General features: G+C 65.7%; 25 protein-coding genes and 1 riboswitch. Of the genes, 19 read left to right on the forward strand and 6 right to left on the reverse strand.

Features of this window, described 5'->3' with window-relative positions; genetic code table 11:
- The first annotated feature begins 25 nt into the window (after window positions 1–25).
- From ACOJTD_RS09730 to cobJ, 7 genes are all read left to right on the forward strand, one after another.
- Window positions 26–967, forward strand: coding sequence for a TY-Chap domain-containing protein (locus ACOJTD_RS09730; protein ID WP_420132717.1), 942 nt, complete (start codon window positions 26–28; stop codon window positions 965–967).
- 121 nt (window positions 968–1,088) lie between these two features.
- Window positions 1,089–2,414: an FAD-dependent tricarballylate dehydrogenase TcuA gene (gene tcuA, locus ACOJTD_RS09735; protein WP_420132718.1), complete on the forward strand. Its 1,326-nt coding sequence runs from the start codon at window positions 1,089–1,091 to the stop codon at window positions 2,412–2,414.
- On the forward strand, window positions 2,401–3,525 hold the full coding sequence (gene tcuB, locus ACOJTD_RS09740; RefSeq protein ID WP_420132719.1) for a tricarballylate utilization 4Fe-4S protein TcuB: 1,125 nt from the start codon (window positions 2,401–2,403) through the stop codon (window positions 3,523–3,525). The genes tcuA and tcuB overlap by 14 nt, the downstream gene beginning before the upstream one ends.
- A 119-nt stretch (window positions 3,526–3,644) precedes the next feature.
- A riboswitch (cobalamin riboswitch) is annotated at window positions 3,645–3,849 on the forward strand.
- 215 nt (window positions 3,850–4,064) lie between these two features.
- A complete protein-coding gene (locus tag ACOJTD_RS09745; protein ID WP_420132720.1) occupies window positions 4,065–4,526 on the forward strand; it encodes a hypothetical protein in 462 nt (153 codons plus the stop codon).
- Window positions 4,523–5,152, forward strand: coding sequence for a precorrin-8X methylmutase (locus ACOJTD_RS09750; protein WP_420132721.1), 630 nt, complete (start codon window positions 4,523–4,525; stop codon window positions 5,150–5,152). Before ACOJTD_RS09745 ends, ACOJTD_RS09750 begins: the two co-directional genes overlap by 4 nt.
- The gene (locus tag ACOJTD_RS09755; RefSeq protein WP_420132722.1) at window positions 5,149–5,877 is read left to right on the forward strand and encodes a precorrin-2 C(20)-methyltransferase; all 729 of its coding nucleotides are present in this window, start codon (window positions 5,149–5,151) and stop codon (window positions 5,875–5,877) included. Before ACOJTD_RS09750 ends, ACOJTD_RS09755 begins: the two co-directional genes overlap by 4 nt.
- Entirely contained in the window at window positions 5,874–6,635 is a 762-nt protein-coding gene (gene cobJ / locus ACOJTD_RS09760) for a precorrin-3B C(17)-methyltransferase (RefSeq protein WP_420132723.1), read from the forward strand. The genes ACOJTD_RS09755 and cobJ overlap by 4 nt, the downstream gene beginning before the upstream one ends.
- Here cobJ and ACOJTD_RS09765 read toward each other — a convergent pair.
- Window positions 6,602–7,384: a cobalt-precorrin-6A reductase gene (locus ACOJTD_RS09765; RefSeq protein ID WP_420132724.1), complete on the reverse strand. Its 783-nt coding sequence runs from the start codon at window positions 7,382–7,384 to the stop codon at window positions 6,602–6,604. The genes cobJ and ACOJTD_RS09765 overlap by 34 nt on opposite strands.
- On the opposite strand from ACOJTD_RS09765, the gene cbiE reads away from it, so the two are divergent.
- The 5 genes from cbiE to cobA are packed head-to-tail and all read left to right on the forward strand — an operon-like array spanning window position 7,383 to window position 11,853.
- A complete protein-coding gene (gene cbiE, locus ACOJTD_RS09770; protein WP_420132725.1) occupies window positions 7,383–8,606 on the forward strand; it encodes a precorrin-6y C5,15-methyltransferase (decarboxylating) subunit CbiE in 1,224 nt (407 codons plus the stop codon). The genes ACOJTD_RS09765 and cbiE overlap by 2 nt on opposite strands.
- Window positions 8,603–8,992, forward strand: coding sequence for a cobalamin biosynthesis protein (locus ACOJTD_RS09775; RefSeq protein WP_420132726.1), 390 nt, complete (start codon window positions 8,603–8,605; stop codon window positions 8,990–8,992). Before cbiE ends, ACOJTD_RS09775 begins: the two co-directional genes overlap by 4 nt.
- Entirely contained in the window at window positions 8,992–9,771 is a 780-nt protein-coding gene (gene cobM / locus ACOJTD_RS09780) for a precorrin-4 C(11)-methyltransferase (protein ID WP_420132727.1), read from the forward strand. Before ACOJTD_RS09775 ends, cobM begins: the two co-directional genes overlap by 1 nt.
- Window positions 9,764–11,104 (forward strand): cobyrinate a,c-diamide synthase, encoded by a 1,341-nt coding sequence (locus ACOJTD_RS09785; RefSeq protein ID WP_420132728.1) that lies wholly within the window; start codon window positions 9,764–9,766, stop codon window positions 11,102–11,104. The genes cobM and ACOJTD_RS09785 overlap by 8 nt, the downstream gene beginning before the upstream one ends.
- Window positions 11,104–11,853, forward strand: coding sequence for a uroporphyrinogen-III C-methyltransferase (gene cobA, locus ACOJTD_RS09790; RefSeq protein WP_420132742.1), 750 nt, complete (start codon window positions 11,104–11,106; stop codon window positions 11,851–11,853). The genes ACOJTD_RS09785 and cobA overlap by 1 nt, the downstream gene beginning before the upstream one ends.
- A gap of 21 nt (window positions 11,854–11,874) precedes the next feature.
- Here the strand turns inward: cobA and ACOJTD_RS09795 are convergent, their stop codons facing one another.
- Window positions 11,875–12,525, reverse strand: a complete 651-nt coding sequence (locus ACOJTD_RS09795) for a LysE family translocator (RefSeq protein WP_420132729.1) — start codon at window positions 12,523–12,525, stop codon at window positions 11,875–11,877.
- A 537-nt stretch (window positions 12,526–13,062) separates the two neighbouring features.
- Here ACOJTD_RS09795 and ACOJTD_RS09800 point away from each other — a divergent pair.
- A complete protein-coding gene (locus tag ACOJTD_RS09800; protein ID WP_420132730.1) occupies window positions 13,063–14,454 on the forward strand; it encodes an NAD-dependent succinate-semialdehyde dehydrogenase in 1,392 nt (463 codons plus the stop codon).
- A 110-nt stretch (window positions 14,455–14,564) separates the two neighbouring features.
- On the forward strand, window positions 14,565–15,593 hold the full coding sequence (gene adhP, locus ACOJTD_RS09805; protein WP_420132731.1) for an alcohol dehydrogenase AdhP: 1,029 nt from the start codon (window positions 14,565–14,567) through the stop codon (window positions 15,591–15,593).
- A gap of 90 nt (window positions 15,594–15,683) precedes the next feature.
- Here adhP and ACOJTD_RS09810 read toward each other — a convergent pair whose 3' ends face one another.
- Window positions 15,684–16,553: an SDR family oxidoreductase gene (locus ACOJTD_RS09810; protein ID WP_420132732.1), complete on the reverse strand. Its 870-nt coding sequence runs from the start codon at window positions 16,551–16,553 to the stop codon at window positions 15,684–15,686.
- A gap of 106 nt (window positions 16,554–16,659) precedes the next feature.
- On the opposite strand from ACOJTD_RS09810, the gene ACOJTD_RS09815 reads away from it, so the two are divergent.
- Window positions 16,660–17,553, forward strand: a complete 894-nt coding sequence (locus ACOJTD_RS09815) for a LysR family transcriptional regulator (RefSeq protein ID WP_420132733.1) — start codon at window positions 16,660–16,662, stop codon at window positions 17,551–17,553.
- Window positions 17,554–17,590: 37 nt separating this feature from the next.
- On the opposite strand, the gene ACOJTD_RS09820 is transcribed toward ACOJTD_RS09815, so the two are convergent.
- Window positions 17,591–18,235: a glutathione S-transferase family protein gene (locus tag ACOJTD_RS09820; protein ID WP_420132734.1), complete on the reverse strand. Its 645-nt coding sequence runs from the start codon at window positions 18,233–18,235 to the stop codon at window positions 17,591–17,593.
- A gap of 84 nt (window positions 18,236–18,319) precedes the next feature.
- Here ACOJTD_RS09820 and ACOJTD_RS09825 point away from each other — a divergent pair, with 84 nt between their 5' ends.
- Entirely contained in the window at window positions 18,320–19,333 is a 1,014-nt protein-coding gene (locus ACOJTD_RS09825) for a helix-turn-helix transcriptional regulator (protein WP_420132735.1), read from the forward strand.
- Here the strand turns inward: ACOJTD_RS09825 and ACOJTD_RS09830 are convergent.
- Window positions 19,330–20,355, reverse strand: coding sequence for an RlpA-like double-psi beta-barrel domain-containing protein (locus ACOJTD_RS09830; protein WP_420132736.1), 1,026 nt, complete (start codon window positions 20,353–20,355; stop codon window positions 19,330–19,332). The genes ACOJTD_RS09825 and ACOJTD_RS09830 overlap by 4 nt on opposite strands.
- Before the next feature lie 363 nt (window positions 20,356–20,718).
- Between ACOJTD_RS09830 and ACOJTD_RS09835 the strand changes: the two genes are divergently transcribed.
- From ACOJTD_RS09835 to ACOJTD_RS09845, 3 genes are read left to right on the forward strand one after another with little or no spacing between them, the layout of a single operon-like run.
- Complete coding sequence (locus tag ACOJTD_RS09835) at window positions 20,719–21,843, forward strand: ABC-three component system protein (RefSeq protein WP_420132737.1); 1,125 nt, start codon at window positions 20,719–20,721, stop codon at window positions 21,841–21,843.
- Window positions 21,843–22,343: an ABC-three component system middle component 2 gene (locus ACOJTD_RS09840; protein ID WP_420132738.1), complete on the forward strand. Its 501-nt coding sequence runs from the start codon at window positions 21,843–21,845 to the stop codon at window positions 22,341–22,343. Before ACOJTD_RS09835 ends, ACOJTD_RS09840 begins: the two co-directional genes overlap by 1 nt.
- Before the next feature lie 53 nt (window positions 22,344–22,396).
- A complete protein-coding gene (locus ACOJTD_RS09845) occupies window positions 22,397–24,217 on the forward strand; it encodes a hypothetical protein (RefSeq protein WP_420132739.1) in 1,821 nt (606 codons plus the stop codon).
- A 105-nt stretch (window positions 24,218–24,322) separates the two neighbouring features.
- On the opposite strand, the gene guaA is transcribed toward ACOJTD_RS09845, so the two are convergent.
- The coding region (guaA, locus tag ACOJTD_RS09850) for a glutamine-hydrolyzing GMP synthase (protein ID WP_420132740.1) at window positions 24,323–25,114 on the reverse strand (792 nt) is incomplete at its 5' end.

The raw sequence follows: 25,114 nt of genomic DNA on the forward strand, positions 1-25,114 counted from the left end.
TTCGATGGGAGTTCGCGGACTTTGCGTGGCGCTCGTCGTCGCGCTGCTGAATCTCGCCGGTCTGGCGCCGGCAGCGGCGCAATCACCGACCGAACGGATCGACGCCGCGCTGCAGAACATCACCACCCTCGTCAGAGCCGACCGCGTCGGCTACGCCACCATCTGGGATGGCAACAAGTACGTGCAGTGCCGCCGGCTGGCCAATCGCGACATGCGCTGCGAGGCCGCGGGCGTCACGCTGCAGCCTTCACTCGCGCGGGTGCTGAATGCAGAGCGTCAGTCGCGCCTCGTCGCTCTCGGCTGGGTGCTGGATCCGGCGTTCGGTAACTACACGCGCACGTTTCCCGGCGATATGCCGACCGCACAGATCGCCGATCATGTGCTCAAGGCGCTGACCGAGGCGTATGCGATCAACATCCCGGACCTCGAATTCGGCACCTCCTGGGTGGTCGACATGCCCTGCCCGCCGCGCAATGGGCCGTCTCAAAACCTCGCCGGCATGATCAACGACGCCAAATCGATGTTGCCCACCGCCCTGCTGAGCTGCTCCTACAAGGCGCCGGAAACACCGCAGCGGACCGAGACGCTGGCCGCGCTGCTCACGCTGTACGGGCCGAGTACGACCGCCGAGATACAGCGTCTCCGCATCAACGCCACGCAGCAGGTCTATGTCGTGTTCGACAGCGGCATCGGCTACATCCAGTGCATGCCGGAGATACCGCCCGTGGCGCTGTATTGTGAGGCACAGTCGGCCGAGAGTTGGCCGGCACTGACCGCCGTGCTGACGCCGGACAAGATCGCACGCCTGACCACAGCCGGCTATGCCGAACCCGGGCGCGCCCCGAACTACAGCAAAAGCTATCCGCTCACGCTAACCGACGCCGCGATCGCCACCGAGATCCTGACGCTGCTCCATAGCGTCTACGGCTACACCGGTTCGACCAAGCTGAAGATCCGCACCGAGTGAGTGGCGAGCATCGCCGCGATTGACAGCGGCAGCCACGCGGGCCCTAAGACGGAGCGCCCAACGCCCGCGCCGCCCGGCGCGAGCGATGCAAGGGCCATGGGAACAGTCACCTGGGGTCGCGGTGAGTTCGTGTTGGGATGTGGTGGTGGTCGGAGGCGGCATTGCCGGGCTCTGCGCGGCGCTTGCCGCGCGGCGCAGCGGCGTCTCGGTGCGCCTGCTCGACAATGGGCCTTTCGCCATGCGCGGCGGCAACGCGCGCCATGCCCGGAACTTCCGGGTCGTGCACGGCGAGCCCACCCCGTACGTGCCGGACAGCTATCAGGCGTCTGAATTCCGCGCCGAACTCGACAGCGTCACCGGTGGCACGGCCGACCACCCCTCGACGGAACGCATGATCGCCGGCTCCGAGACGCTGGTGTCATGGCTGATCGAGCACGGCGTCGCGATGCAGCCACCGTCGCTCGGCGTGGTGCCCTACTCGCGCCGCACCGTGTTTCCGCTCGGCGGTGGCAAGGCGATGGTCAATGCGCTGTACCGGCAAGCCGCCGCGCTCGGCATCGCGACCAGCAGTGACAGTGAGGTTCGTGCGCTTCGCGACGTCGCGTGCGACGGATGGATCGTCGAAGTCGCGGGCAGCGCGCCGGGGAAGTCCGTGATCGAAGCGCGCACCGTGATCGTCTGCGCCGGCGGCCCCGGCGGGGATGCCGCATGGCTCCGTGCGCATCATGGAGAAGCCGGCGACGGCCTGATGGTGCGCGGAACGCCTCACGCGGACGGACGGATGCTGGATCATCTGATCGGGTTGGGCGCAGGCGCGGTCGGCGACCCCACGGTTTGCCACATGGTGGCGGTGGACGCGCGCGGCCCGCGCTTCGACGGCGGCATCGTCACCCGGATCACCGCGATTCCTTTCGGCATGGTGGTGGATCCCGCGGGCGCCCGGATCGATGCCGTCGGGGCCGGTCAGGAGCCGACGCATTATGCGCGCTGGGGTCCGCGTATCGCGGCTTGCACCGACCAGACCGCCCACCTCATCCTCGATGCCGACGGCCTGCAGCGCGCCGCACCCCAGGCCTTTGCGCCGATCGTGGCGGAGTCGATCGCGTCTCTCGCGGTGGCGCTCGGCTGCGATCCGGCGACGCTCGAAGCCGCAGTCGCCTCGTTCAACGCCGCGCCGCCGGCCAGCGCAGGCCGGCTTGTACGCGCTCCGTTCGCGGCCTATCCGATGCGCGCCGGCATCACGTTCGTGCACCACGGCGTCGCCGTGGACGACCGGCTGCGGGTGGTGTGGGCGGACGGACGCTCCCGCGACGGCCTCTACGCTGCCGGCATGATCATGGCCGCCAATGTGCTGCGCCGCGGTTATCTCGCCGGCCTCGGCATCACGCTATCGGCCGTGTTCGGCCGTCTCGCCGGTGAGGAGGCGGCACGCCATGTCGCCCGATGATCCGACCGCCGAGGCCGAGCGCCAGCTTCGAATCTGCACAGCCTGCATGTATTGCGACGGCCTGTGTCCGGTGTTTCCGGCGATCGACAATCAGCACCGCTTCGAACTCAGCGACCTCGCTTATCTTTCCAATCTCTGCCACAACTGTCGCGGCTGCTGGAGTGTGTGCCAGTACACGCCGCCGCATCCCTTCGCCATCAATCTGCCGGCGACGCTCGCAGCGCTCCGTCAGCGATCCTACGCGGACTATCTATGGCCCGCCGCGCTGGGCCGTGCATTCCGCCGCCCCTTCCTCAGCATCGCTGTCGTGGTCGGCGCCGCGCTGCTGTTCACGCTCGCCGCCGTGCTGCTCTCAGCCTCTCCGGCCGAACTCTTCGTCGCCGATGATCGCGCCGGCGCGTTCTATCGCGTGCTGCCATGGCCGCTGATGGCGGGGGCCGCCGGCGCGTCGCTGCTGTGGGCTGTGCTCTGCATCGCGCTCGCGACGCTGCGCTACTGGCGCGCGATCGCGCCGCCGCTGCCGGCAAGCGCGATCCTCGGCGCACTGCGCCCGGCCTTGCGAGACATCACGACGCTGCGCCATCTCGGCGGCGGCGGGCCGGGATGCAACGATGTCGATGAGCGCCCGTCGCAGCAGCGCAGGATCGCCCACCACGTCATGGTCGCCGGCTTCCTCGGCACCGTACTCTCGACCATCGTGGCGGCGATCTATCACCACGCCTTCGGCTGGCTCGCGCCTTATCCTTTGCTGAGCCTCCCCGTGATGCTGGGCACTATCGGCGGAGTCGCGATGCTCGCCGGCATCGGCGGTCTGCTGTCGCTCGAACGGCGCGCCGACAAGCAGCCGTCCGATCCGCACGAAGTCCAGCTCAACGTCGCCTTCCTGATCCTGCTCGCGCTGGTGACGCTCAGCGGTCTCGCCGTGCTGGCACTGCGTGGCACGGCAGCGATGGGCCTATCGCTGACGGCACATCTCGGTCTCGTGTTCGGGTTCTTTCTGGTGCTGCCTTTCACCAAGGCGATCCACGCGCCGTTCCGGGCGGCGGCCCTGCTGCGGGCAGCCGCCGAAACGGCAGCGGCGAGGCCATCCGGGCGCAAGCGCGGGGACTGATCGGTTCGGGGCCGATCGCCGGCACGTGTTGATCCATCGCAAGTCCGCGCGAAATTATTGCACGGTTGCGGCTGCGGGCCGGACGGTCAGCTCGATTGACACCCTGTGGTTTTCAGATCAAACATCGCTCCGCCGACGGTTCCTGTCTTCGGACGGGACGAAGAGGGAATATCGGAAGCGCCATCCTGACTGGATGCGACGTGCCGAAGCTGCCCCCGCAACTGTGAACGGCGAGCCATTGCAACACGCCACTGGATCCTCCGGGAAGGCTGCGCTGGCGACGACCCGTGAGCCAGGAGACCTGCCGTCGCCTGCTGATTGACGCCATTCCGGGCGGGGTGTTCCGGGGTGAAGTTCGGCCGTTCGGAGTGCAGGTCCGTTCGCCGGTTTCGCATCATCGCAACGCGCGATGATCAACCGACGGAAACGGCGCGATGGCGCTCACGATTGTCACGTCCGATGATCGCGACGGATCTGATCCGGCGCATGCGGTCGCGCGTCCAGCCGATCTCGTCGTGATCTCCTGCTCGGATGCCGAGTTGGCCCGCTACGCGCTGGCGTGGCACGGCGGCGGCCGCGATCTGCCAACATTGTATCTGGCCAAGGTTCAGCGTCTCGTGCCGCATCCTGAAGAACCGCTGCACGCCGCTATCGCCACCGCACGCGGCGTACTGATCCATCTGCCGGAGGGCCTCGACGATTGGCGACGGGGCGTCGAAGCCGTTGCGGCCAGCGCGCACGACCGGCGGATTGCCCTCGCCGTCGTCGCTGCGACTGAGCAAACCGATCCGTCGCTCGACACGCTCTCCAACCTGCCGCGCACCACCCTGCGCCGACTGGCTGCGCTGTGCCGACGCGCGGATGCGCGGTCCGCCCGCGCGGTCCTCACCCAATTATCGCTGGCCGCCGGCCTGTCGATCGGACCGTGGCTCGCTGGCCCGGCCTCCGACGCACAGATCGATTGCGATCCGCACGAACCGATCCGCGGAGAAGCACGTTGAACTACGTCTACGAGACTGACGGTGATGCGATCTATCGCCAGTCGTTCGCCATCATCCGCGGCGAGGCCAAACTCGCACGCTTTGCGCCCGACGCCGAGATCATCGCGGTGCGGATCATTCATGCCAGCGGCATGGTGGATGTCGCGGACGATATCGTCTTTCATGGCGATCTCGTCGCCGCAGGCCGCGCTGCGCTGCGGGCCGGCGCGCCGATCCTGTGCGATGCGCAGATGGTCGCGAATGGTGTCACCCGCAAACGCTTGCCGGCCGACAACGAAGTGATCTGCACGCTGAGCGACCCGCGCGTGCCGGGGCTCGCCGCCGAACTCAACACGACGCGGTCGGCGGCCGCGCTCGAACTGTGGCGAGAACGGCTCGACGGAGCGGTGGTGGCGATCGGCAATGCGCCGACCGCGCTGTTCCGGTTGCTGGAAATCCTAGCCGAGCCCGATGCGCCGAAGCCCGCCGCGATTATCGGCATTCCGGTCGGCTTCGTCGGCGCCGCCGAGTCCAAGGAAGCGCTGCTTGAGGCCGCGCCGGCGCCCTGCGTCGTGGTGCGAGGCCGCCGCGGCGGCAGCGCAATGGCCGCCGCCGCGATCAACGCGCTCGCGAGCGAACGCGAATGAGCAAACCGACCGTCTACGGCGTAGGTGTCGGCCCGGGCGATCCGGACCTGATGAGCGTGCGCGCCGCACGGCTGGTAGGCGCCGCCAAGGTCGTCGCGTATTTCCGCAAGGCCGGCCGCGCCGGTCACGCGCGCACCATCGTCAATGGCATGCTGGCTGACGGCGTCGTGGAGGAGCCGCTCGACTATCCGGTGACGACGGAAATTCCGCTCGACGATCCCGCCTATGCGGCGACGCTGCGCAGCTTCTACGAAGAATGCGTCGCGCGGCTGTCGGCGCATGTCGCGGATGGCCGCGACGTGGTCGTGCTGTGCGAAGGCGACCCGTTTCTCTACGGCTCGTTCATGCATCTCTACGATCGATTGGTCGGCGCCGTGCCGGTCGTGGTGGTGCCGGGCATCTCCGGCATGGCGGCCTGCTGGACCGCCAGTGGTACACCGATTACTTACGGCGACGACGTATTGTGCGTGGTGCCTGCCACGCTGCGCGCCGACCGGCTCGCCGAAGTGGTCCGCACCGGTGACGCCGTGGTGATCATGAAGCTCGGCCGCAACCTGCCGAAAGTGCGGCGCGTGCTGCAGGACGTCGGTCTGCTCGACCGCGCCATCTACGTGGAACGTGGCGCAATGGCCGGCGAGACCGTGCTGCGTCTTGCTGACAAGCCGACCGACGACGCGCCCTACTTCTCCATGATCCTCGTTCACGGCCAGGGGCGACGGCCATGAGCGGCTCGCTCATCGTCGTCGGTCTCGGGCCCGGCGCGCCCGAACTGATCACACCGGAAGTCAGGGCCGCGCTCGCCGCCGCGACCGACCTGGTTGGCTACGCACCCTATGTGGCGCGCGTCGAGGCAGGCCCGGACGTCCGCCGGCACAGCTCCGACAATCGCGAAGAGATCGACCGCGCTACGTTCGCACTCCGGCTCGCAGCTGAAGGCCGGCGGGTCGTCATCGTCTCCTCCGGGGATCCCGGCGTGTTCGCGATGGCGGCTGCGTTGTTCGAAGCGGTCGAGGCTGGCGAGCCGTCCTGGCGCGACCTGGATATCCGCGTGCTCCCGGGTGTCAGCGCGATGTTCGCCGCGGCGGCACGGATCGGCGCGCCGCTGGGCCATGATTTCTGCGCGATCAATTTGTCGGACAATCTCAAGCCGTGGGACACGGTCGCGAAACGGCTGCGCGCCGCGGCCGAGGCCGACTTCATCATCGCGCTGTACAATCCGATTTCGAAAGCGCGGCAGTGGCAGCTCGAAGCCGCCTTCACGCTGCTGCGCGGTATTCATCCTGCCTCGGTGCCGGTGATCTTCGCGACCGCGGTGAGCGCGCCGCAGGAACGGATCGACGTCGTACCGCTCGGCGACGCGCAGCCGGACCGCGCCAATATGCGCACCGTGGTGATGATTGGATCCTCGCAAACCCGCGTGATCGAACGCGCCGACGGGACGCGCTTTGTCTACACGCCGCGCTCGGTCGGGGTGCTGTCGTGAACAAGCCAGTCCATCACATCGGCCACACTGGGGACGGTGCGCCGCGGCGGGATCGAAGGCCGTCGCACCATCACAACCGGCAAGCCAAGATCGCGCGCAGCCTCGATCTTCGCCACCGCGGCATCGCCGCCGGCATTCTTGGCAACCACGATCTCGGTGCGATGCGCGGCGAGCAGCGCCCGATCGGCAGTGCGATCGAACGGTCCCCGCGCGACCACAACCTCGACCTGCGACAATGGCAGAGGCCCGCGTGGTGGATCGACCAGCCGGACCAGATAGCTGTGCTGCTGATAATCAGCGAACAGATCCAGGTTCTGCCGCCCGATGCCGAGAAACACGCGGCGTGGCGCCCCGCCGAGCGCGATCGCCGCTGCCGGCAGATCGTCGACCTCGATCCAGCGATCGCCACTCCGCGGCTGCCACGGCGCGCGCTCCAGGGCGAGCAACGGCACTCCAGTTGCGACGCAGGCTTCCACCGCGTTGCGGCTCATCTGCGCGGCGAACGGATGCGTCGCATCGACGACGCGATCGATCCGCTCCGCACGCAAATAATCCATCAATCCGGCGGCGCCGCCGAAACCACCGATCCGCGATGGGATCGGCGGCAGCTTCGGCGTCTCGGTGCGGCCGGCGAACGACAGCACCGTGTCGATATGCGGTTCCGCCGCCACGGCCGCCGCGAGCCGGTTCGCGTCGGCAGTGCCGCCGAGGATCAACACGCGCAGGAGCTTGTCGGAGCGAGGTGCCATGGCGCTCAGCGATGACATAGCCGCGCCATGGCTGTCCATCGTCGGAATCGGCGAGGACGGCCTCGAAGGCCTCTCGGAGAAAGCACGCGCGCTGCTGGCACAGGCCGAGCTGGTGGTCGGCGGCGAGCGCCATCTGGCGATGGTGAGCGCACTCGGCAAGCCATCGCTGCCATGGCGCGTGCCGTTCGCGGACTCGCTGCCCGATGTGCTGGCGCAACGCGGCCGCAAGGTTGTCGTGCTGTGCTCCGGCGATCCGTTCTGGCACGGCGCCGGCGCCGTTCTGGCGGATCATCTTGCTGCCCACGAATGGACCGCGTTCCCTGCTCCGTCGACGTTCTCCTGGGCCGCAGCGCGGCTCGGCTGGCGACTTGAGACCACGATCACGCTCGGCCTGCACGCGCAGCCGATCGCGGCGCTGCGGCCCCATCTGCGGCCGAAAACGCGGCTGATCGTGCTGGTCCGCGACGGAGCAGCGGTCGCGCAGATCGCATCCTATTTGACGACGTCGAAATTCGGCGGCTCGCAGCTCACCGTGCTCGAAGCGCTCGGCGGGCCGCGCGAGCGCGTTCGCCGAGCCACAGCCGCCGCCCTCGCGTTTCCTGATATTTCCGCGCCAGTCGCGCTGGGCATCGCGGTCGCGGCAGAACCCGACGCCGCAATCATTCCCGTCACGGCCGGCTTGCGCGATGCGCTATTTCAGACCGACGGCCAGCTCACCAAGCGCGAGGTGCGCGCGTTGACGCTGTCGAGCCTCGCGCCGATCGGCGGCGTGCTGTTGTGGGACATCGGCGCCGGCTCGGGCTCGATCGGCATCGAGTGGCTGCTCGCGGCGCGGAGTAATCGCGCGATCGGCATCGAGGCGCGCGCCGATCGGCTGGCGAACGCGCGCGCCAATGCCGAGGCGCTCGGCGTGCCGCAGTTCGATCTGCGGCTCGGGCAGGCACCGGAGGCGCTTGCTGATCTGCCGACGCCGGACGCCGCATTTATCGGCGGCGGCGCCAGCAGGCCTGGCGTGCTCGACGCGGCTTGGCAGGCGCTGCCGCAGGGCGGCCGCCTGGTCGTCAACTCCGTGACGCTGGAGAGCGAAGCGCTGCTGATCGCCTGGCACGCGCGCCACGGCGGCGAGTTGCTGCGGCTCGGCGTCGAGCGCGCCGCTCCGGTCGGCGGCCTCACCGCGTGGCGCGCCGCAATGCCGGTGGTGCAGTGGAGCGTCCGCAAATGACGCGCGTGGTGATCGGCCTCGGATTTCGCCCGGCAGCGCCGCAGGCGTCGATCGCCGAAGTCATCGCTGCGGCGCGCGATGCCGCGGCGCCCGCGCAGCCAAAGCTGCTCGCGACACCGACGGACAAGAGCGCGTACCCACCGCTGATCGCTGCGGCCGAAGCCGCCGCTCTGCCCTGCCTCGCCATTGATGCGTCAACACTGCAGCAGGCCTCGGCGCGCATCAACACTCATTCAGAGCAAGTCCACCGCGCTCGCGGCGTCGGCAGCGTCTGCGAAGCGGCTGCGTTGGCAGCTGCCGGCCCGACTGCCCGCCTTACCGTGTCCCGCCTGGTATCGCGCGACCGCCAGGCTACCGCTGCGGTCGCGATCGAGGAGACCACTTGATGACCGTCCACTTCATCGGCGCCGGCCCCGGCGCGCCGGACCTGATCACCGTGCGCGGGCAAGATCTGGTCAGGCGCTGCCCAGTCTGCCTCTATGCCGGCTCGCTGGTGCCGCGCGAACTCATCGCGCAATGCCCGCCGAACGCCCGCATCGTCGACACTGCGCCGCTGGATCTCGACGCCATCACGGCAGAGTTTGTTGCGGCCAACGAAGCCGGCCACGATGTTGCGCGGCTGCACTCCGGCGATCTGTCGGTGTGGAGCGCGATGGGTGAGCAAATTCGGCGGCTCGAAGCGCACGGCATCGCCTATACGGTGACGCCAGGCGTGCCGTCGTTCGCCGCTGCTGCGGCGGCGCTGGGCCGCGAACTCACGCTTCCCGAAGTCGCGCAGACCGTGGTGCTGACGCGGACCTCAGGCCGCGCCTCGGCGATGCCGCCGCGCGAAACGCTCGACGCTTATGCGGCGACCGGCGCGACGCTGGCGATCCATCTGTCGGCGCATGTGCTGGACAAGGTGGTCGCGACGCTGCGCCCACACTACGGCGACGACTGCGCGGTCGCAGTCGTCGTGCGCGCGAGTTGGCCCGAGGAGCAAATCATCCGCGGCACGCTGACATCGATCGCCGCGCAGGTGACGGCAGCGGGTATCGATCGCACCGCGCTGATCCTGGTCGGCCCATCCCTGGCCGCGACCGATTTCCGCGATAGCGCGCTGTACGATGCCGGCTACGACCGTCGCTATCGACGCTCGGCACAGGACGATAGCGCCTGTGACTAACCACGGCCGCACTCATCCGCGCGGATTGATCATCGCTGCGCCGTCGACCAACAGCGGCAAGACCACCGTGACGCTGGCGCTGCTGGCCGCGCTGCGACGCCGCGGCTGCGTCGTGCAGCCGTACAAATGCGGGCCGGACTACATCGACCCGGCGTTCCATGCCGCCGCGGCCGGCCGGCCCTGCTACAATCTCGACTCCTGGGCCTTCACTCGCGGCCGCGTTGCCGCGCTTCTCGGCGCGGCGACCGGCGCTGATCTTTGTATCGCCGAAGGCGTCATGGGTCTGTTCGACGGCGGCAGTCACGCCGGCGCGTGGGGGCATGGCGCAACCGCCGACATCGCGGCGGCGACCGGCTGGCCGGTAGTGTTGGTGATCGACGTCGCCGGGCAGTCGCAGTCCGCCGCCGCTGTGGCGCTCGGCTTCGCGCGCTATCGGGACGATGTGAGGGTGGCGGGTGTCATCCTCAACAACGTCGCGAGCGCGCGGCACGAAACGCTGGTCCGCGCCGGTTTCGCCGCGCATCCGATCCCGGTGCTCGGCACACTGGCGCGCCACACCAGCCAGTCCATCAAAAACCGTCACCTCGGTCTGGTGCAGGCGCGCGAGCATGCGCAACTCGGCGAACGGCTCGAGGCGCTGGCAACTCTGGCCGAGCAAGGCATCGATCTTGCCGCGCTCGAACGGGCCGCGCAGCCCGCGCGGTTTGATACGCCGGCGACGCCGACCTTTGCGCCCCCGGGCCAGCGCATCGCGCTGGCGAGCGACGACGCGTTCTCCTTCATCTATCCGCATCTGCTTGCCGGCTGGCGCGCCGCCGGCGCCGATATCGTGCCGTTCTCGCCGCTTGCCGACGAAGCGCCGGACGACAGCTGCGATGCCGCCTGGCTGCCCGGCGGCTATCCCGAACTCCACGCCGGCCGCCTCGCTGCGGCTTCGCGATTTATGGGAGGGCTGCGCGGCTTCGCCGAAACGCGCGCAGTCCACGGGGAGTGTGGCGGCTACATGGTACTCGGCTCCGGGCTGATCGATGCCGACGGAGCGCGCCACGCCATGGCCGGCCTGCTCGGCCTAGAAACCGACTTCGCACAGCGCAAGCTGCATCTCGGCTACCGCGTTGCGACGCTGCAGGCACCAGCCGCCGGCCATCCCGCAGGCGCCGTGCTGCGAGGCCACGAATATCACTATGCGCGCGTGCTCTCCGTCGGCGACGAACCGCTCGCCAGCATCCGGGACGCCTCGGGTGCCGCGACTGCTGAAACCGGCAGCCGTCGGGGGCACGTCACCGGTACATTCTTCCATCTGATCGACACTGCACAGGAGCTTGCCGCGTGATCCCGGGCTCTCCGACCTCACCCTTCCCGCCCGGCAGCGTCGCGCTGGTCGGCGCCGGGCCCGGCGATGCCGATCTCTTGACGCTGCGGGCGATCCAGCGGCTGCAGGCGGCCGAAGTGGTGCTGTACGACGATCTCGCCGGCGAGGACTTCATGTCCTTCGTCAACTCCGAGGCCGAACTCGTCGCCGTCGGCAAGCGCGCCGGCCATCCCTCGCCCAAGCAGGACGAGGTCAGCAGGCTGATCGTGGCCTATGCGCGGGCCGGCAAACGTGTGGTGCGGCTGAAAGCCGGCGATCCGACGATCTTCGCCAGATCGGACGAAGAGCTGCGCGCGTTGCGCGACGTCGGTATCACCGTGGAGATCGTGCCTGGGATTACCACTGCGACCGGGGCTGCGGCGGCCCTGGGTGCGTCTCTGACCAAGCGCGGCGTGGCGCGCCGGGTTCAGCTCGTGACCGGTCACGACGTCGACGGCCGCCTGCCCGGCGACCTCGATATCGCTGCGCTGGCCGACCCGGCGGCGACAACCTGTATCTATATGGGCAAGGCGACCTTCCCGGCGCTGGTCGAGCGCCTGCTCGCGGAGGGCCTTGATCCATCGACGCCGGCGGCCGTCGTCGAAAGCCTGGGGTCGCCAGAGATGCGTGTCGTGCGCGGCTCCGTCGTCGAGATCGCCAGGCAGCTCGCAGCGGAACGCCCGCACGGCGCCTGCATGATCATTTACGGCTTCGCTCTGGCGCAGGTCTGAGTCCGAGCGCGCAGGTATTCCTCAGCTTCGCCGCTCCAGCGCCAGCCTCAGGCCAAAGCCGATCAGCACGGCACCGGTCAGCCCGTCGATGCTGCGTGTGAAGCCGGGGCGGCGCAGCAGGCGCGCCAGGGGACGCGTCGCCGCCGTCAACGCCGCGAACCAGAGCAAACCCATCGTCGCATGAATGGCCGCAAGGCCGACGCTGAACGCGACCACCGGTACATCGGTGGGAATAAACTGCGGCAGGAAGCTGACGTAGAACACGCCGACCTTCGGATTGAGCAGATTGGTCACCATGCCGCGCCAGAACCAGCCGGCGGGAGATGCATGCGGCCCCTCGCCGCCGGCCGGCTCCGCCGTTAGTGGCGCGGCGGGATGGCGCCTTAGGGCCGCGTGGATCATCTGGCCCCCAAGCCAAATCAGATAGGCCGCGCCGGCGATCTGCAGCACCCGGTAACCGATCTCCGACAACGCCAGCAACGCTCCGAGTCCGAGCGAGACCAGCAGGCCCCAGGCCAGCACACCCGCTGAGACACCGGCGCCCGCCGCCATGGCGGACCTGGCGCCTTCGACGGTGGCGGTGCGCAGGACCAGCGCGGTGTCGAGGCCCGGCGTGAGGGTCAACAGCGCTGCGGCGGCGGTGAATGCGGCAACGGCCGAGATCGGATCCACGTTCTTCTCCGGCAAGGCTCAAACGGATCGAGCCAGCATACACGGATAGACCGGCAGTCGAAGCCGGCCAGCAGTGCTCTACCGCGACCGAGGCCGCGGCCGTTGCAGCAGATTCTCCGCGCTTCACGTGATCGTGTCCGCTTATCTTGGCGGCGCACTGTCATAGCGCTGACATCTTCAGCCCTGCGCAGGAGGCGGTTCGGTTGCAGCGCCCTCTTCTCACTTCGATTAGTCATCATCGCGCGGGCATCGCGGCGCGCAATGGTGGCGCGCGAGACACACGTAGTTGACCAAGGTAGACACGCGATCCTGCCCGCGTGAGGCTCACCTGCATCTGATTTCGACGATCAGTCGCGCACCACGACAGCACTCAACTGAGCCGCGAAAAGTTGAGGCAAACCTGTGACGACGACACGCGTCGAATTCGGGAGATAGCAGCGGTTCGCAGGAGCTTGACGCAAGTCAATATCGGCTTCCGTCCAGGACCGACACGTTACGCCCACACGCTTCGTCGTAGTCCACGAACAGGAACAGCCAATGAGCTACGCCACGACCTTTCCGTACACGGGCGAGACTCTGAAGACCTTCCCGAATGCCACCGATCAGGAGATCGCACAGGCGATCGATGCCGCGCATGATGCGTTTCTGGCCTGGCGCGAAATGTCGTTCGCCGCGCGGGGCGCGGTGCTGCAGCGCGCCGCGGACCTCCTGCGGCGAGATGCGGAGGACTACGCCAAGCTGCTGACGCTGGAGATGGGCAAGCTGTTCGTCGAGGCGAAGGCCGAGGTCGAGCTCTCCGCCAGGATTTTCGAGTACTACGTTCACAACACCGAACGCCTGCTCGCCCCCGAGCAATTGCCCGTCGCCGATCCGGCCGAGGGCGAGGCCGTGATCGTCTGCGAGCCGCTCGGCGTACTGCTCGCGATCGAGCCGTGGAATTTTCCGTACTACCAGATCGCGCGGATCATCGCGCCGCAGCTGTCGGCCGGCAACACGATGCTGCTGAAGCACGCGTCCAACGTTCCGCAAAGCGCGGCGGCATTCGAGCGACTGATGCGCGAGGCCGGGCTGCCGAGCGGCGCGTTCATCAACCTCTACGCGACGCGTTCACAGGTGGAGACGATCATCAACGATCCGCGCGTGCACGGCGTCGCACTCACCGGATCGGAAGATGCCGGCGCCACCATCGCGGGCCTCGCCGGCAAGGCGTTGAAGAAATCCACCATGGAGCTCGGCGGTGCCGATGCTTTCATCGTGCTGGCCGACGCCGACCTCGACAAGACCGTCAGGTGGGCAGTGTTCGGCCGGCACTGGAACGGCGGCCAGGTGTGTGTGTCGTCGAAGCGGATGATCATCGTCGACGAGGTGTACGACGAGTTCCTGGCACGCTATCGCAAGGGCGTGGCGGAGCTGAGAGCCGGCGATCCGTTCGATGCGGCGACGACGCTGGCGCCGCTGTCGTCGCAGGGCGCGGCCGACGAGATCAAGGACCGCATCCGTCAGGCGGTCGCGCATGGGGCCAAGGCCGAGGAAGTCGGGCCGCCCGTCCCCAATCAGGGCGCGTTCGTGCAGCCGACGATCCTGACCGACCTCGGCGAAGACAATCCGGCGCGCTATTGGGAGTTCTTCGGCCCGGTGTCGATGTTGTTTCGCGCCGCCGACGAGAACGATGCTGTGCGCATCGCCAACGACTCGCCCTACGGACTCGGCGGCTCGGTGTTCACCTCAAACCCGAAGCATGGCGCCGAGGTCGCGCGGCGGATCTCGACCGGAATGGTGTTCGTCAATCACCCGACCAAGGTGGAGGCGGACCTGCCGTTCGGCGGCATCCGCCGCTCCGGCTACGGCCGCGAACTGCTCGGCCTCGGCCTCAAGGAATTCGTGAACCACAAGCTGATCGACGTCGTCGATATCGACGCCAGGTTCTAGCGACACGGCCTGCCGCCGGCCACGACGATCCGGCCGGCGATGCGATCCTTCGCGCGACGCGTCCGTCGAGGCGCCGCGCACTCCGTCTGCAAAACGTCAGGGAACTCCTCATGGTCAAAACGATGAAAGCCGCCGTGGTCCGCGAATTCGGCAAGCCACTGGTAATCGAAGAAGTAACCGTGCCGACGCCGGGCGCCGGCCAGATCCTCGTCAAGATCGCCGCGACCGGCGTGTGCCACACCGATCTGCACGCCGCCGACGGCGACTGGCCGGTCAAGCCGAAGCCACCCTTCATTCCCGGCCACGAGGGTGTCGGTTACGTCGCGGCGGTGGGCGCGAACGTCAAGCACGTCAAGGAAGGCGACCGCGTCGGCGTGCCCTGGCTCTACACCGCCTGCGGCCACTGCAAACACTGCCTCGGCGGCTGGGAGACGCTGTGCGAGGAGCAGCAGAACACGGGCTATTCGGTGAACGGAAGCTTCGCCGAATATGTCGTCGCCGATCCGAACTATGTCGGCCATCTGCCCGACCACGTTTCGTTCGTCGATATCGCGCCGATCCTGTGTGCCGGCGTCACCGTCTACAAGGGCCTGAAAGTCACAGATACCAAGCCCGGCGACTGGGTGGTGATCTCGGGCATCGGTGGCCTCGGGCATCTGGCGGTGCAGTACGCCAAGGTGATGGGACTGAACGTCATCGCGGTCGATATCGACGACGCCAAGCTCGACCTCGCACGCCGGCTCGGCGCCACCTTGGGGGTGAACGCCCGGCACGAGGATCCCGCCGCCTTCGTCAAGAAAGCCGTCGGCGGCGCTCAGGGCGTCCTTGTCACCGCGGTTTCGCCGAAGGCGTTCGAACAGGCCCTGGCGATGGTCGACCGCGGCGGAACGGTGTCGCTGAACGGCCTTCCGCCGGGCGATTTCCCACTGTCGATCTTCGACACTGTGCTGAACGGCATCACGGTTCGCGGTTCGATCGTCGGCACCCGGCTGGACCTGCAGGAAGCACTCGACTTCGCCGGCGACGGCAAGGTGAAGGCGACAATCGCGACCGACAGGCTGGAGAACATCAACCAGATCTTCGAGCGGATGCACCAGGGCGACATTCAGGGCCGCATCGTCATCGACTTCGAGTCGTAGCGCTGAGATCTACGAACCTCCAGCAACACAGCGGCATCCGGTTTCTCCGTCCGATGCCGCTGCGTTCGCTGGATGGCGAGTGACGCGCGCTCAGGCCTGTCCGGTCAGCGCAGTCACGAACTGCCGATAGGAATGCAGCGGACGGCCGAGCATTCTGGTCAGGCGCTGGACGTCGCCGACCTCGGGCACCATGCCGTCGCTGACATAACGCTCGGCCATCAGCCGCATCTCATAGGCCATCCATTTCGGCATGAAGCTCGCGACGTTCTGCTCGAAGCCGGAGGGATCATCGCCGCCATAGACCACAGGGCGGCCGAGCACCTCGGACCAGATCGCCGCGGCGCTGGCGCCGGTCAGCGTATCGGGGCCGACCAGATTGATGGTCTCGGTCGGCAGCTTTGCCGGCGCCTGGTCGCGTCGGATCAGCTCGATCGCCGCGATCTCGGCGATGTCGCGCGCATCGACCATGGCGATCCCCTTGCTGCCGATCGGCATCGGATAGACGCCATGGTTCAGGACGACGTCCTTGATCATCGTTTCGTTGTCGATGAAGTAAGCGGGCCGCAGAATGGTGGCGCTGAAATCCATCTGCGTCAGCATCCGTTCGCCGCCGGACTTCACCGCGAAATGCGGCACGTTGACGAAACGGTCGGCGTGCAGCACGGACTGATACACCACGCGCTCGATGCCCTGCTCGCGGGCGATGTTCAGCGTGATCAGCGCCTGCGTGAATTCATTGCCGCTCACGGCATTGAGCAGGAACAGCGTGTTCACGCCGGCAAAGGCGGCGCGCAGCGAGTCGATGTCGAGCAGATCGCCCTTGGCGATCTCGACGCCGGCCGGAAGATCGGCCTTGGCCGGGTCGCGCACCAGCGCGCGGACGCTGGCGCCGCGGGCGGCGAGCTGCTGAACGAGATGGCGGCCAACGCGGCCGGTGGCGCCGGTGATCAGGATTGTCATGGGATCTCTCCGTGGGTTGGGGTTCGAAGACATCCGGAAAATGAGTGATCCACATTCAAGCCGATAGACGGTATATCTGGACGATCTGTCCCACTGGTGGAACGATATGGACCTCCTCGCCCTAGCCGATTTCACCCTCGTGGCCCGGCATGGTGGCTTCGGTCGCGCCGCCCGGGCTGCCGGACGTCCGAAAGCCACGCTGTCCCGGCGGGTCGCGGAGCTCGAGGCTGCGCTGGCGCTGCGGCTGTTCGAACGCGGCGGTCGGACGCTGAAGCTGACCGAGGAAGGCCGGACGCTGTACGAACGCGCGGGCCATCTGCTCGCGGAGCTCGAGCAGACCGCGGCGGCGATCGCGGCCGGCGGCGAAAAGCCCAGAGGCCGGCTCCGCATCAGCGCGCCGCTGCTGTTTTCGCAAACCGCGATGGGCAAGATCGCGGCCGGTTTCGCGCTGAGCTATCCGGAGGTGCGGCTCGAAGTCACGACCGAAGACCGCCCGGTGGATATGATCGAGGAAGGCTTCGACCTGGTCATACGCGTCAATCCGGACCCCGACGACAATCTGGTCGGCCGGATTTTCCTGCGCGACCGGCTGCTGGCCGTCGCCAGCCCCCGGCTCCCTCGGCCTGAAGGCAATCGTCCAGCGCCTGCCGTCGTTCGTTCGGCAGGCGACCGGCAGCCATGGACGCTGAAGACCCAAGACGGCCGCTCAACGCTCGCAATCGAGCCGGCGCTCGCGGTGTCGTCGCTGATCATGGCGCGCGACGCCGTCCGGGCCGGGGTCGGCGCCGGACGGCTGCCGCTGTCGTTGGTCAGCCACGATCTCGCCGACGGCTCCCTCGTGGCCTGGGGCGACATCGACGCCCCCGACATCACGTTGTGGACGCTCTACCCGTCACGGCGATTACTCAGCGCGCGGGTGTCGGCGTTTCTCGCCTATCTCAAGCAGGCGTTTCCGGCCGGCACGCCGGACGAACTCGCCGCATTCGTTGGACGGTCGTGATCGTCCCGCCAATGCTGCGCTTCAGCGGCGATAGCGGTTAGTCACCAGCAGCGGCGGCGTGCTGCGCCGCCATCTCGACATCGGCCGCGTTGACGCGCTGGAATGCGGGCCGCGCGGTGACACGTTCGGCATAGCCCACGAACATGTCGGTCTTCGGCACCAGCCCGAAGTTCATCGTCCAGCTCAGTGCCATGCCCCACAATACATCCGCGGCGGTGAAGCGTTCGCCGAGCAGATACGGCCCGCTCGCAAGCTGCGCTGCAAGCGCGCCGAGCATGGTGTCGTAGTCCGCATAGGGCGACATTGCCACCGGCGCCGGCTCGCGTTGCATGAATTTGTCGACCACCGCCGGCTCGAACGACGAGCCGTAATACGCGATCCAGCGCAGATACGGGCCGCGCAGCGGATCATCCAGCGATGGCGCGAGGCACGCCTGCGGAAACAGATCGGCCAGATAGATCGTGATCGCGACCTGCTCGGTGACCAGCGCATCGCCGCGGCGGATCGCCGGCACCTTGCCGAGCGGATTGATGGCCAGATAGCCGGGCTGGCGCTGCTCGCCGGCCTTCATGTTCAGCACATGCAGGTCGTACGGCGCGCCCAGCTCCTCGAGCAGCACGCGCATGCCGGTCGCCCGGGTCTGCGGCGAAGAGAACAGGGTCAGTCGGTTCGGATCGGTCACGGCGGTCTCCATCGGCCAGCTTGCGAGGCGACTGTCGTAACAGCCCATACCTGACATCTTCTGTCAGGTATGGTTCAATGAATCATGCGCGCGAGCCGGATGCTGTCGATCCTCACCACCCTGCAGGCCAAGGGCCGGGCCACCGCACCGGACCTGGCCGAGGCCTGCGAAGTCTCGGTGCGCACGATCTATCGCGACATCGACGCGCTCGCCGCGTCCGGCGTGCCGGTCTATGCCGACCGCGGCGCCGACGGCGGCTATCGGCTGCTCGACGGCTATCGGGTGCGGTTGAACGGCCTGTCGCAGAGCGAGGCCGGCGCCCTGTTCCTCGCCGGCCTGCCCGGCCCCGCCGCCGCGCTCGGGCTCGATGCCGCGATGATCGCCGGACAGAACAAGCTGATGGCCGCGCTGCCGGCGAATGTGCGCGAAGACGCCGGCCGCATGCAGGAGCGCTTCCACCTCGATGCGCCCGGCTGGTTCAGCGAGGCCGAAGAGCCCAGGCACCTGCGCGCCATTGCCGGCGCGGTGCTGCGCGGGACGCTGCTCGATATCCGCTACCAGAGCTGGCGCGGGCAGAAGCAGCGGCGCATCGCGCCGCTCGGCCTCGTGCTGAAAGGCGGCGGCTGGTATCTGGCCGGACAGGTCGACGGCAGCGTCCGAACCTATCGCATCGCTCGCGTGCTCGACTGCACCGCGCTGGACGACCGCTTCCCGCGCCCGGCCGATTTCGATCTCGTCGCCTACTGGCAAAGCGCGACGCTGCGCATGGAGGCCGAGCTTCATCCGAACATCGCCACTGTCCGGCTGTCCCCGCTCGGCGTGAAGCTGCTAAATGCGCTGAGCCAGCCCTACGTCAGAACCCGCACGCAGCTCGACGACGGGGCGGACGCCGACGGCTGGCGCGTGGCAAGGATTCCGGTCGGCACGACGTCCTGGCACGCCGCAGCCGAGCTGCTGCGGCTCGGGCCGGAAGCGGAAGTGCTGGAGCCCGCCGAGCTGAGGGAAGCGATGGCGGAGATGGCGCGGGCGATGGCCGAGCGATATGCGGCAGTCCCATCGCCAGGTCGCCGGCCTGCCGATGGCCTAACTGCTTGCTAAGGCCGGCAGCCCGCCGCCTCGGCTTCCTGGACGCTGCAGAACCAGCGCTTGCCTGGCCCCATCTTGAGCTTGGCGTAGGACCGGCCACCCGGTCGCTGGGCGGTGCACCTGCCGGTCCAGCCGAAACTCGCCTTGATAGTGCAGTCCGGAGACGGCGGGTCGGCCGTGGACGCGGCACCGAGCAGGATCTCTGTCGCGGAGCTCGGCGCCCTGTCGGCCCCGACGATCTTGGTGCGACGACTTCGATCGCGCCAGCTTGCAGGTGCGATGAACGCGCCGGACCACAGGCCCGCCTGCGCCTCGCGGGCGATCGCCTCCGACGACTCGTAGGCCTGCAAAGACCCGGAGACCGCCAGGGCCCACCCTGAGCGCACGATCCAGTCCGCAACGCTCTCGGTGCCGACCGCACAACTGCCGAGCGATCGGCCGACCTTGTCGCGGCCGGCGACCTGGCAGGTCCATGGCTTGTCGCCGAAGCGCTTGATCAGCTCGTCGCGCGCCGCAAGGCCGCAGGTCCACCCCGTGCCCTTTTCGTCGACGCAGACCTGATCGCTGTCCGGCGCGTCGATGCCCTGCAGCCGGATTTTCGTGCCGTTGATGTCGATCGTGCCGCCGTCGAGGATCCGCGGGACACCTGCCAGTTCGATGGCGTCGTCACCCGGCAGACAGACGTACTGCGTGCCCCGCATGCCCAGGCACTTCGCCGCGCCGGGCGCGAAGTCGATCTTGACGCCCGTCTCGCGCGACTTTCCATACGGTCCGCGATCGTTGATGCGGATCTGGCAGGTGCGGCCGTTCACCGGATTGACGACCGTGACGCTGGTCCCCAGCGGGTAGTCGTGAGACGCCGCCGTGAGGGTGTCGTGCCTCATCGGTTCCCCGCTGCTGGTCCGCGTTCCGATCGAGTACATCGAGGCCATCACCTCCTTGCCGGGCCCGCAATTGCCGGTCCGATGCACGAACCTGTGCACGGTGTCCCAGCCACCCGCATCGGCACTCTGGCTCGCGAGCGCGACCACCATCGCGACCACGCCACCAACCGCCCTCTTCGAAATGCTCCGCATCAGTCCATCGCCTCACAAGGCGCTTCGCTTAGCACAGTCGGCGGGGAAATGAAGGGCGGGACAAGGACGGCGGGGTGAGCGGGTGTTGGCAGACGCCGCCGGGATTGGTTGGCTCCGATTCGGACATTCGGACCGGAGCCCAAAGCGTCTCAAATCTCGCTAGACAATGGCCTGGGACGACGCGAACGAAGGCCGGTGCAGCGGCCGTTTGACCTCAATCATATTCTAGGCCGTCCAGGAAGAGTAGCTAACGCCCCTTGGCTGAAGATAGAAACTTACCTAGGATTGCATTTTTAAAAGCTATTCACCAAGGGTTCTTGCGTGACAACTATTCAAAACGAGAAAACCATCAGCCGAACAGAACGCCTAAAGGCGCCCACGCCATGGCCCGGCGCTAACGCGAGGCTTTTGGGTTTAGGGCTGGGTCTTCCCGTTGCTCCACTCGACCGACTAGCTAATTTCAGCGCGTCAGAATTTGAACGATTTACCCTAGAGTGGGCCTGCGGTTACCTTGCTGTCAAAGTTCCTAGCATCATCGAAGTTCAGCAGCGCGGGGGAGCAGGAGATAAAGGGCGCGATGTCATTGCCTGGCTAGACCCTAATACGACCCTAAAGCGCAGATGGACCCTTTATCAATGTAAGCACTATGGCTCCGCACTCGGGGCCGGGACCGCAGCCGCGGAAATTGGCAAAGTTGTCTTTTATAGCCACCGCGGCGACTATAGCTTTCCGCACGAGTATCATTTTATCACCCATAAGGGGGTGACCTCCCCCTTCCAAGATTTGCTGGACGAACCTGAAGCGCTGCGAAAGTTCGTCATCGACAATTGGGACAAATATATCAGAACGGAAGTTCGCAAAGAGCCAGTCGATCTCACCCCAGAACTAAAGTGCTACATCGAGAAAATTCCATTCACCGCTTTTAGGGCAAAACAGCCGCTCGATCTGATCAATGAACACGCGCAGACACGTTACCACCTCACCGTTTTCGGTCTACCTCTCATCGAACGCCCCAAACCGCCCGAGCCACCTTCCGCGGTTGCTCCAGGGGAGAATGAGTACGTGACCCAACTACTTGCCGTCATCTCGGCAGATCTAGGTCAATCGGTGTCGGCTTTAGCCGATTTTGCACATTCCGATAGACACAAGCGCCTGTTCGATCGCTCACGCCTGACTTTCTATCACGCCGAGGGTCTCAAAGAGCTTGCTCGGGACCAAATGGCTGATGAAGCCTTCTTCGAGACCCTGTTGGAAGAATTTGTTGACGGCCTGTATCATTGGCATACTGGGGAGCCTGATGGCTACCAACGGCTTATCTCCACGATCAAAGCCTCGCAGGCCCTGCAATTGAGCAGGCACGTGCTAGAGCCTCACGTCCTCCCCAACGATCGTGAAGGAATGTGCCATCAAATGGCAAACGCCGGCCGCGTACACTGGTGCGACTAATGAGCCGACCGGCCCATCAACCACGCCCCTTTAATACGCCGATTGAATCCGGTTTGAGACTACTGTTCGCGCTGAACCAAGCGGACGGCCGGTCGTTCGATCTCCAGCGCTTAGTATCATACGACTATCTCTTAGTGCACTCTGGCGACGTCGCTGACGGTCCAGCAAGCCTCCATCCGGCAGTACCGTATCGAGGTAGTGAATTGCTTGTAAAACGCGAGCTAGTTCGGATCGGTCTAGACGCAATGTTCGCAAGAGAATTGTTGGACAAAAGCTTCGACACAACCGGCATCAGCTTCCGAGCGACAAAGTTGACTGCCCCCTTCCTAGAATTACTTGCCTCCTCCTATGCCGCGGCCTTGCGGTTGCGCGCTAAATGGGTCGTGAATAGATTTGCAACTTACTCAGATGCAGAATTGGAACGCTATATGACCGAAAACATCGGTCGCTGGGGCGCGGAATTTGAACGATTATCCGCCATCAAGGAACTTGAACTATAATGCTCCAAATTAGAGAAATCTTACTGAGCGGCAAAGGACTTCAGGACGCGTCCGTGAAATTTGGAGCCGGAGCCAATGTCATTGCCGGAGAGTCGGACACCGGGAAAAGCTACTTGCTCCATTGCCTCGATTACATATTTGGTGCGGACGAACTAAAGAAGCGCATCCCGCAAGCTGAGCCGTATGAGAAGCTCTCGGTCGAATTCCAAAACTCGGCAGGAGAATACCTTTCTCTCGTTCGAAGCCTTTCAGGCGGCGATCTTTCTGCTCACAAATGCCCTATCGCCTCGATAGTGGACGGCGGAGAGACCATTGCTAATCGCAGGCGCGGCCTTAGCAAAGCGCCCGACGTAACCTCCATCCTCTTCCCGTTCGCAGGCATTTCCGAAGCTCAATTGCGCAAAAACAACAATGGAGAAACCCAACGGCTCACCATACGGACATTTCTTCCCATCATCATCGTCGATGAGGTGTCCGTGATCGAAGAGAACTCGCCGGTTCTTGGAACGCCGCGCTTCGACGACACCGCACGGAAACGCATGTTTGCATACATGCTCTCGGGGAAAGATGACTCGAGCGTGATTGCAACAGAAAGAAAGGCGATTGCCGTCGCACGGCTCAATGGCCAATTAGCTCTTATCAACGACCTTCTTGCGCCGCTCGAACAACGCATTCAGAGAAATACGACTGAGCCCGCGGACGACTCAATCGACAAGATCGACGAAGCGATAACTCGGGTCTCTGATGGATTATTGGTAGTCGAGAACACGCGCATTACGCTGATGCAAGAACGCGAAGACGCAGCCGCCGTCAGGGTAAAGGCAGAAACGCAACTCCTCGCGATTGACCAATTATTGACAAGATATCAACTTCTCTCAGAACATTATACTTCGGATTTAGACCGGTTGGACTTCGTATCGGAAGGTATCCATTACTTTAGCAGTTTGCAGGAAGTGACATGCCCGCTTTGTGGTCAGAGCATGAACGAGGATCATGCCCACAAAATCGCTCAGCCCAGCGCTGACATATACATCGCGGCCCGCGCAGAAGCGGCCAAAATCCTCGCCCAGCGTCGCGATCTTGATGATGCGATCGCTAGCTTGAAGCGGCGTCGAGAGGCGCGCAACGCTGAGCGCATAATAGCAGAAGATACATTCCTCTCTGCCGAGCGGCGCTTGACTGAAATTGTTCAACCTGCAATTGCGAATAGCACCGCACAGCTGAACCGTCTGAACGCCCGGCGCCTGGAATTGGAGACTACCCGCAACGACATTCTGCAGGCTGAGACTCTTCGTTCACTCAAAGCGAGGATTGAAGAGACCTCAGCCGGCAATAGTCGCGGCAAGAGGCAATGGGAAGAATTACCTGGCGATTCCTTAAATGCCCTATGCAAGGAAATCGAGGCCATTCTCGGTGAGTGGAAATGGAACGGTGAAGGCAGGGTCGAGTTCGACCAAAAGGCTTATGATATCAAGGTGGACGGTCAGACTCGACAGTCTCACGGCAAGGGAGTGCGAGCTGTCCTGTATTCCGCCTTTGTGATCGCCCTCGTCCGTTACTGCCAGAGAGAGGGCCTGCCTCATCCAGGGTTTGTAATTATCGACTCTCCCCTAACAAGCTACAAAAAGCGGGGGGCTGGCGTCCGTGGTGCGGATACCACTGTAAGCCAAAGCGTAGAGGTCGCCTTTTGGGAGTCACTCAAGAGCATTTCTGGCGACGTTCAGGTGGTGATTGTTGAAAACAAAGAACCCCCATCGGACGTTGCTCACACTGTGCACTATGAATGGTTTGCCGGAGATGAGGCGGGCCCCGGCGACCGGATCGGCTTTATACCCGAAACCACGACGTCTACTTCCGAAGCAGAACGCATTTGAAAAATAGTGTAGGTCAGAGTGGTCGAAGAAGTAAGATGCGGCCAGAACAACAGCTAATCGGCGGCGAAATTGTCAAACCGCGATATCGGCGCGACCTGCCCCATCTCACTCCCACTCGATCGTCCCCGGCGGCTTGCTCGTCACGTCGTAAACCACGCGATTGACGCCCTTCACCTCGTTGATGATCCGCGTCGCCGTCGCGCCGAGGAAACTCATCTCGAACGGGTAGAAGTCCGCCGTCATGCCGTCCGTCGAAGTCACAGCGCGCAGGCCAACTACGTATTCGTAAGTCCGCCCGTCGCCCATGACGCCGACGGTCTTGACCGGGAGTAGCACGGCGAAGGCTTGCCAGATCTTGTCGTAGAGGCCGGCCTTGCGGATCTGGTCGATGTAGACGGCATCGGCGTTGCGCAGGATGTCGAGTTTTTCGGCGGTGATTTCGCCGGGGCAGCGGATGGCGAGGCCGGGGCCCGGAAACGGGTGGCGGCCGACGAAGACGTCGGGCAGGCCGAGCTCGCGGCCGAGCGCCCTCACCTCGTCCTTGAACAGTTCGCGTAGCGGCTCGACCAGCTTCATGTTCATGCGTTCGGGCAGGCCGCCGACATTGTGGTGCGACTTGATCGTCACCGACGGGCCGCCGGTGAACGACACGCTCTCGATCACGTCCGGGTACAACGTGCCCTGCGCCAAAAAGTCGGCGCCGCCGACCACCTTGGCCGCGGCGTCGAATACGTCGATGAACAGCTTGCCGATGATCTTGCGCTTCTGTTCCGGGTCGGTGACGCCGGCCAGCTTGCCCAGGAACAGGTCCGACGCCTCGCGGTGGACCAGCGGGATGTTGTAGTGGTCGCGGAACAGTGCCACGACCTGCTCGGCCTCGCCGAGGCGCAGGAGACC

Source organism: Rhodopseudomonas sp. (assembly GCF_048594845.1).
GTDB lineage: Bacteria > Pseudomonadota > Alphaproteobacteria > Rhizobiales > Xanthobacteraceae > Rhodopseudomonas.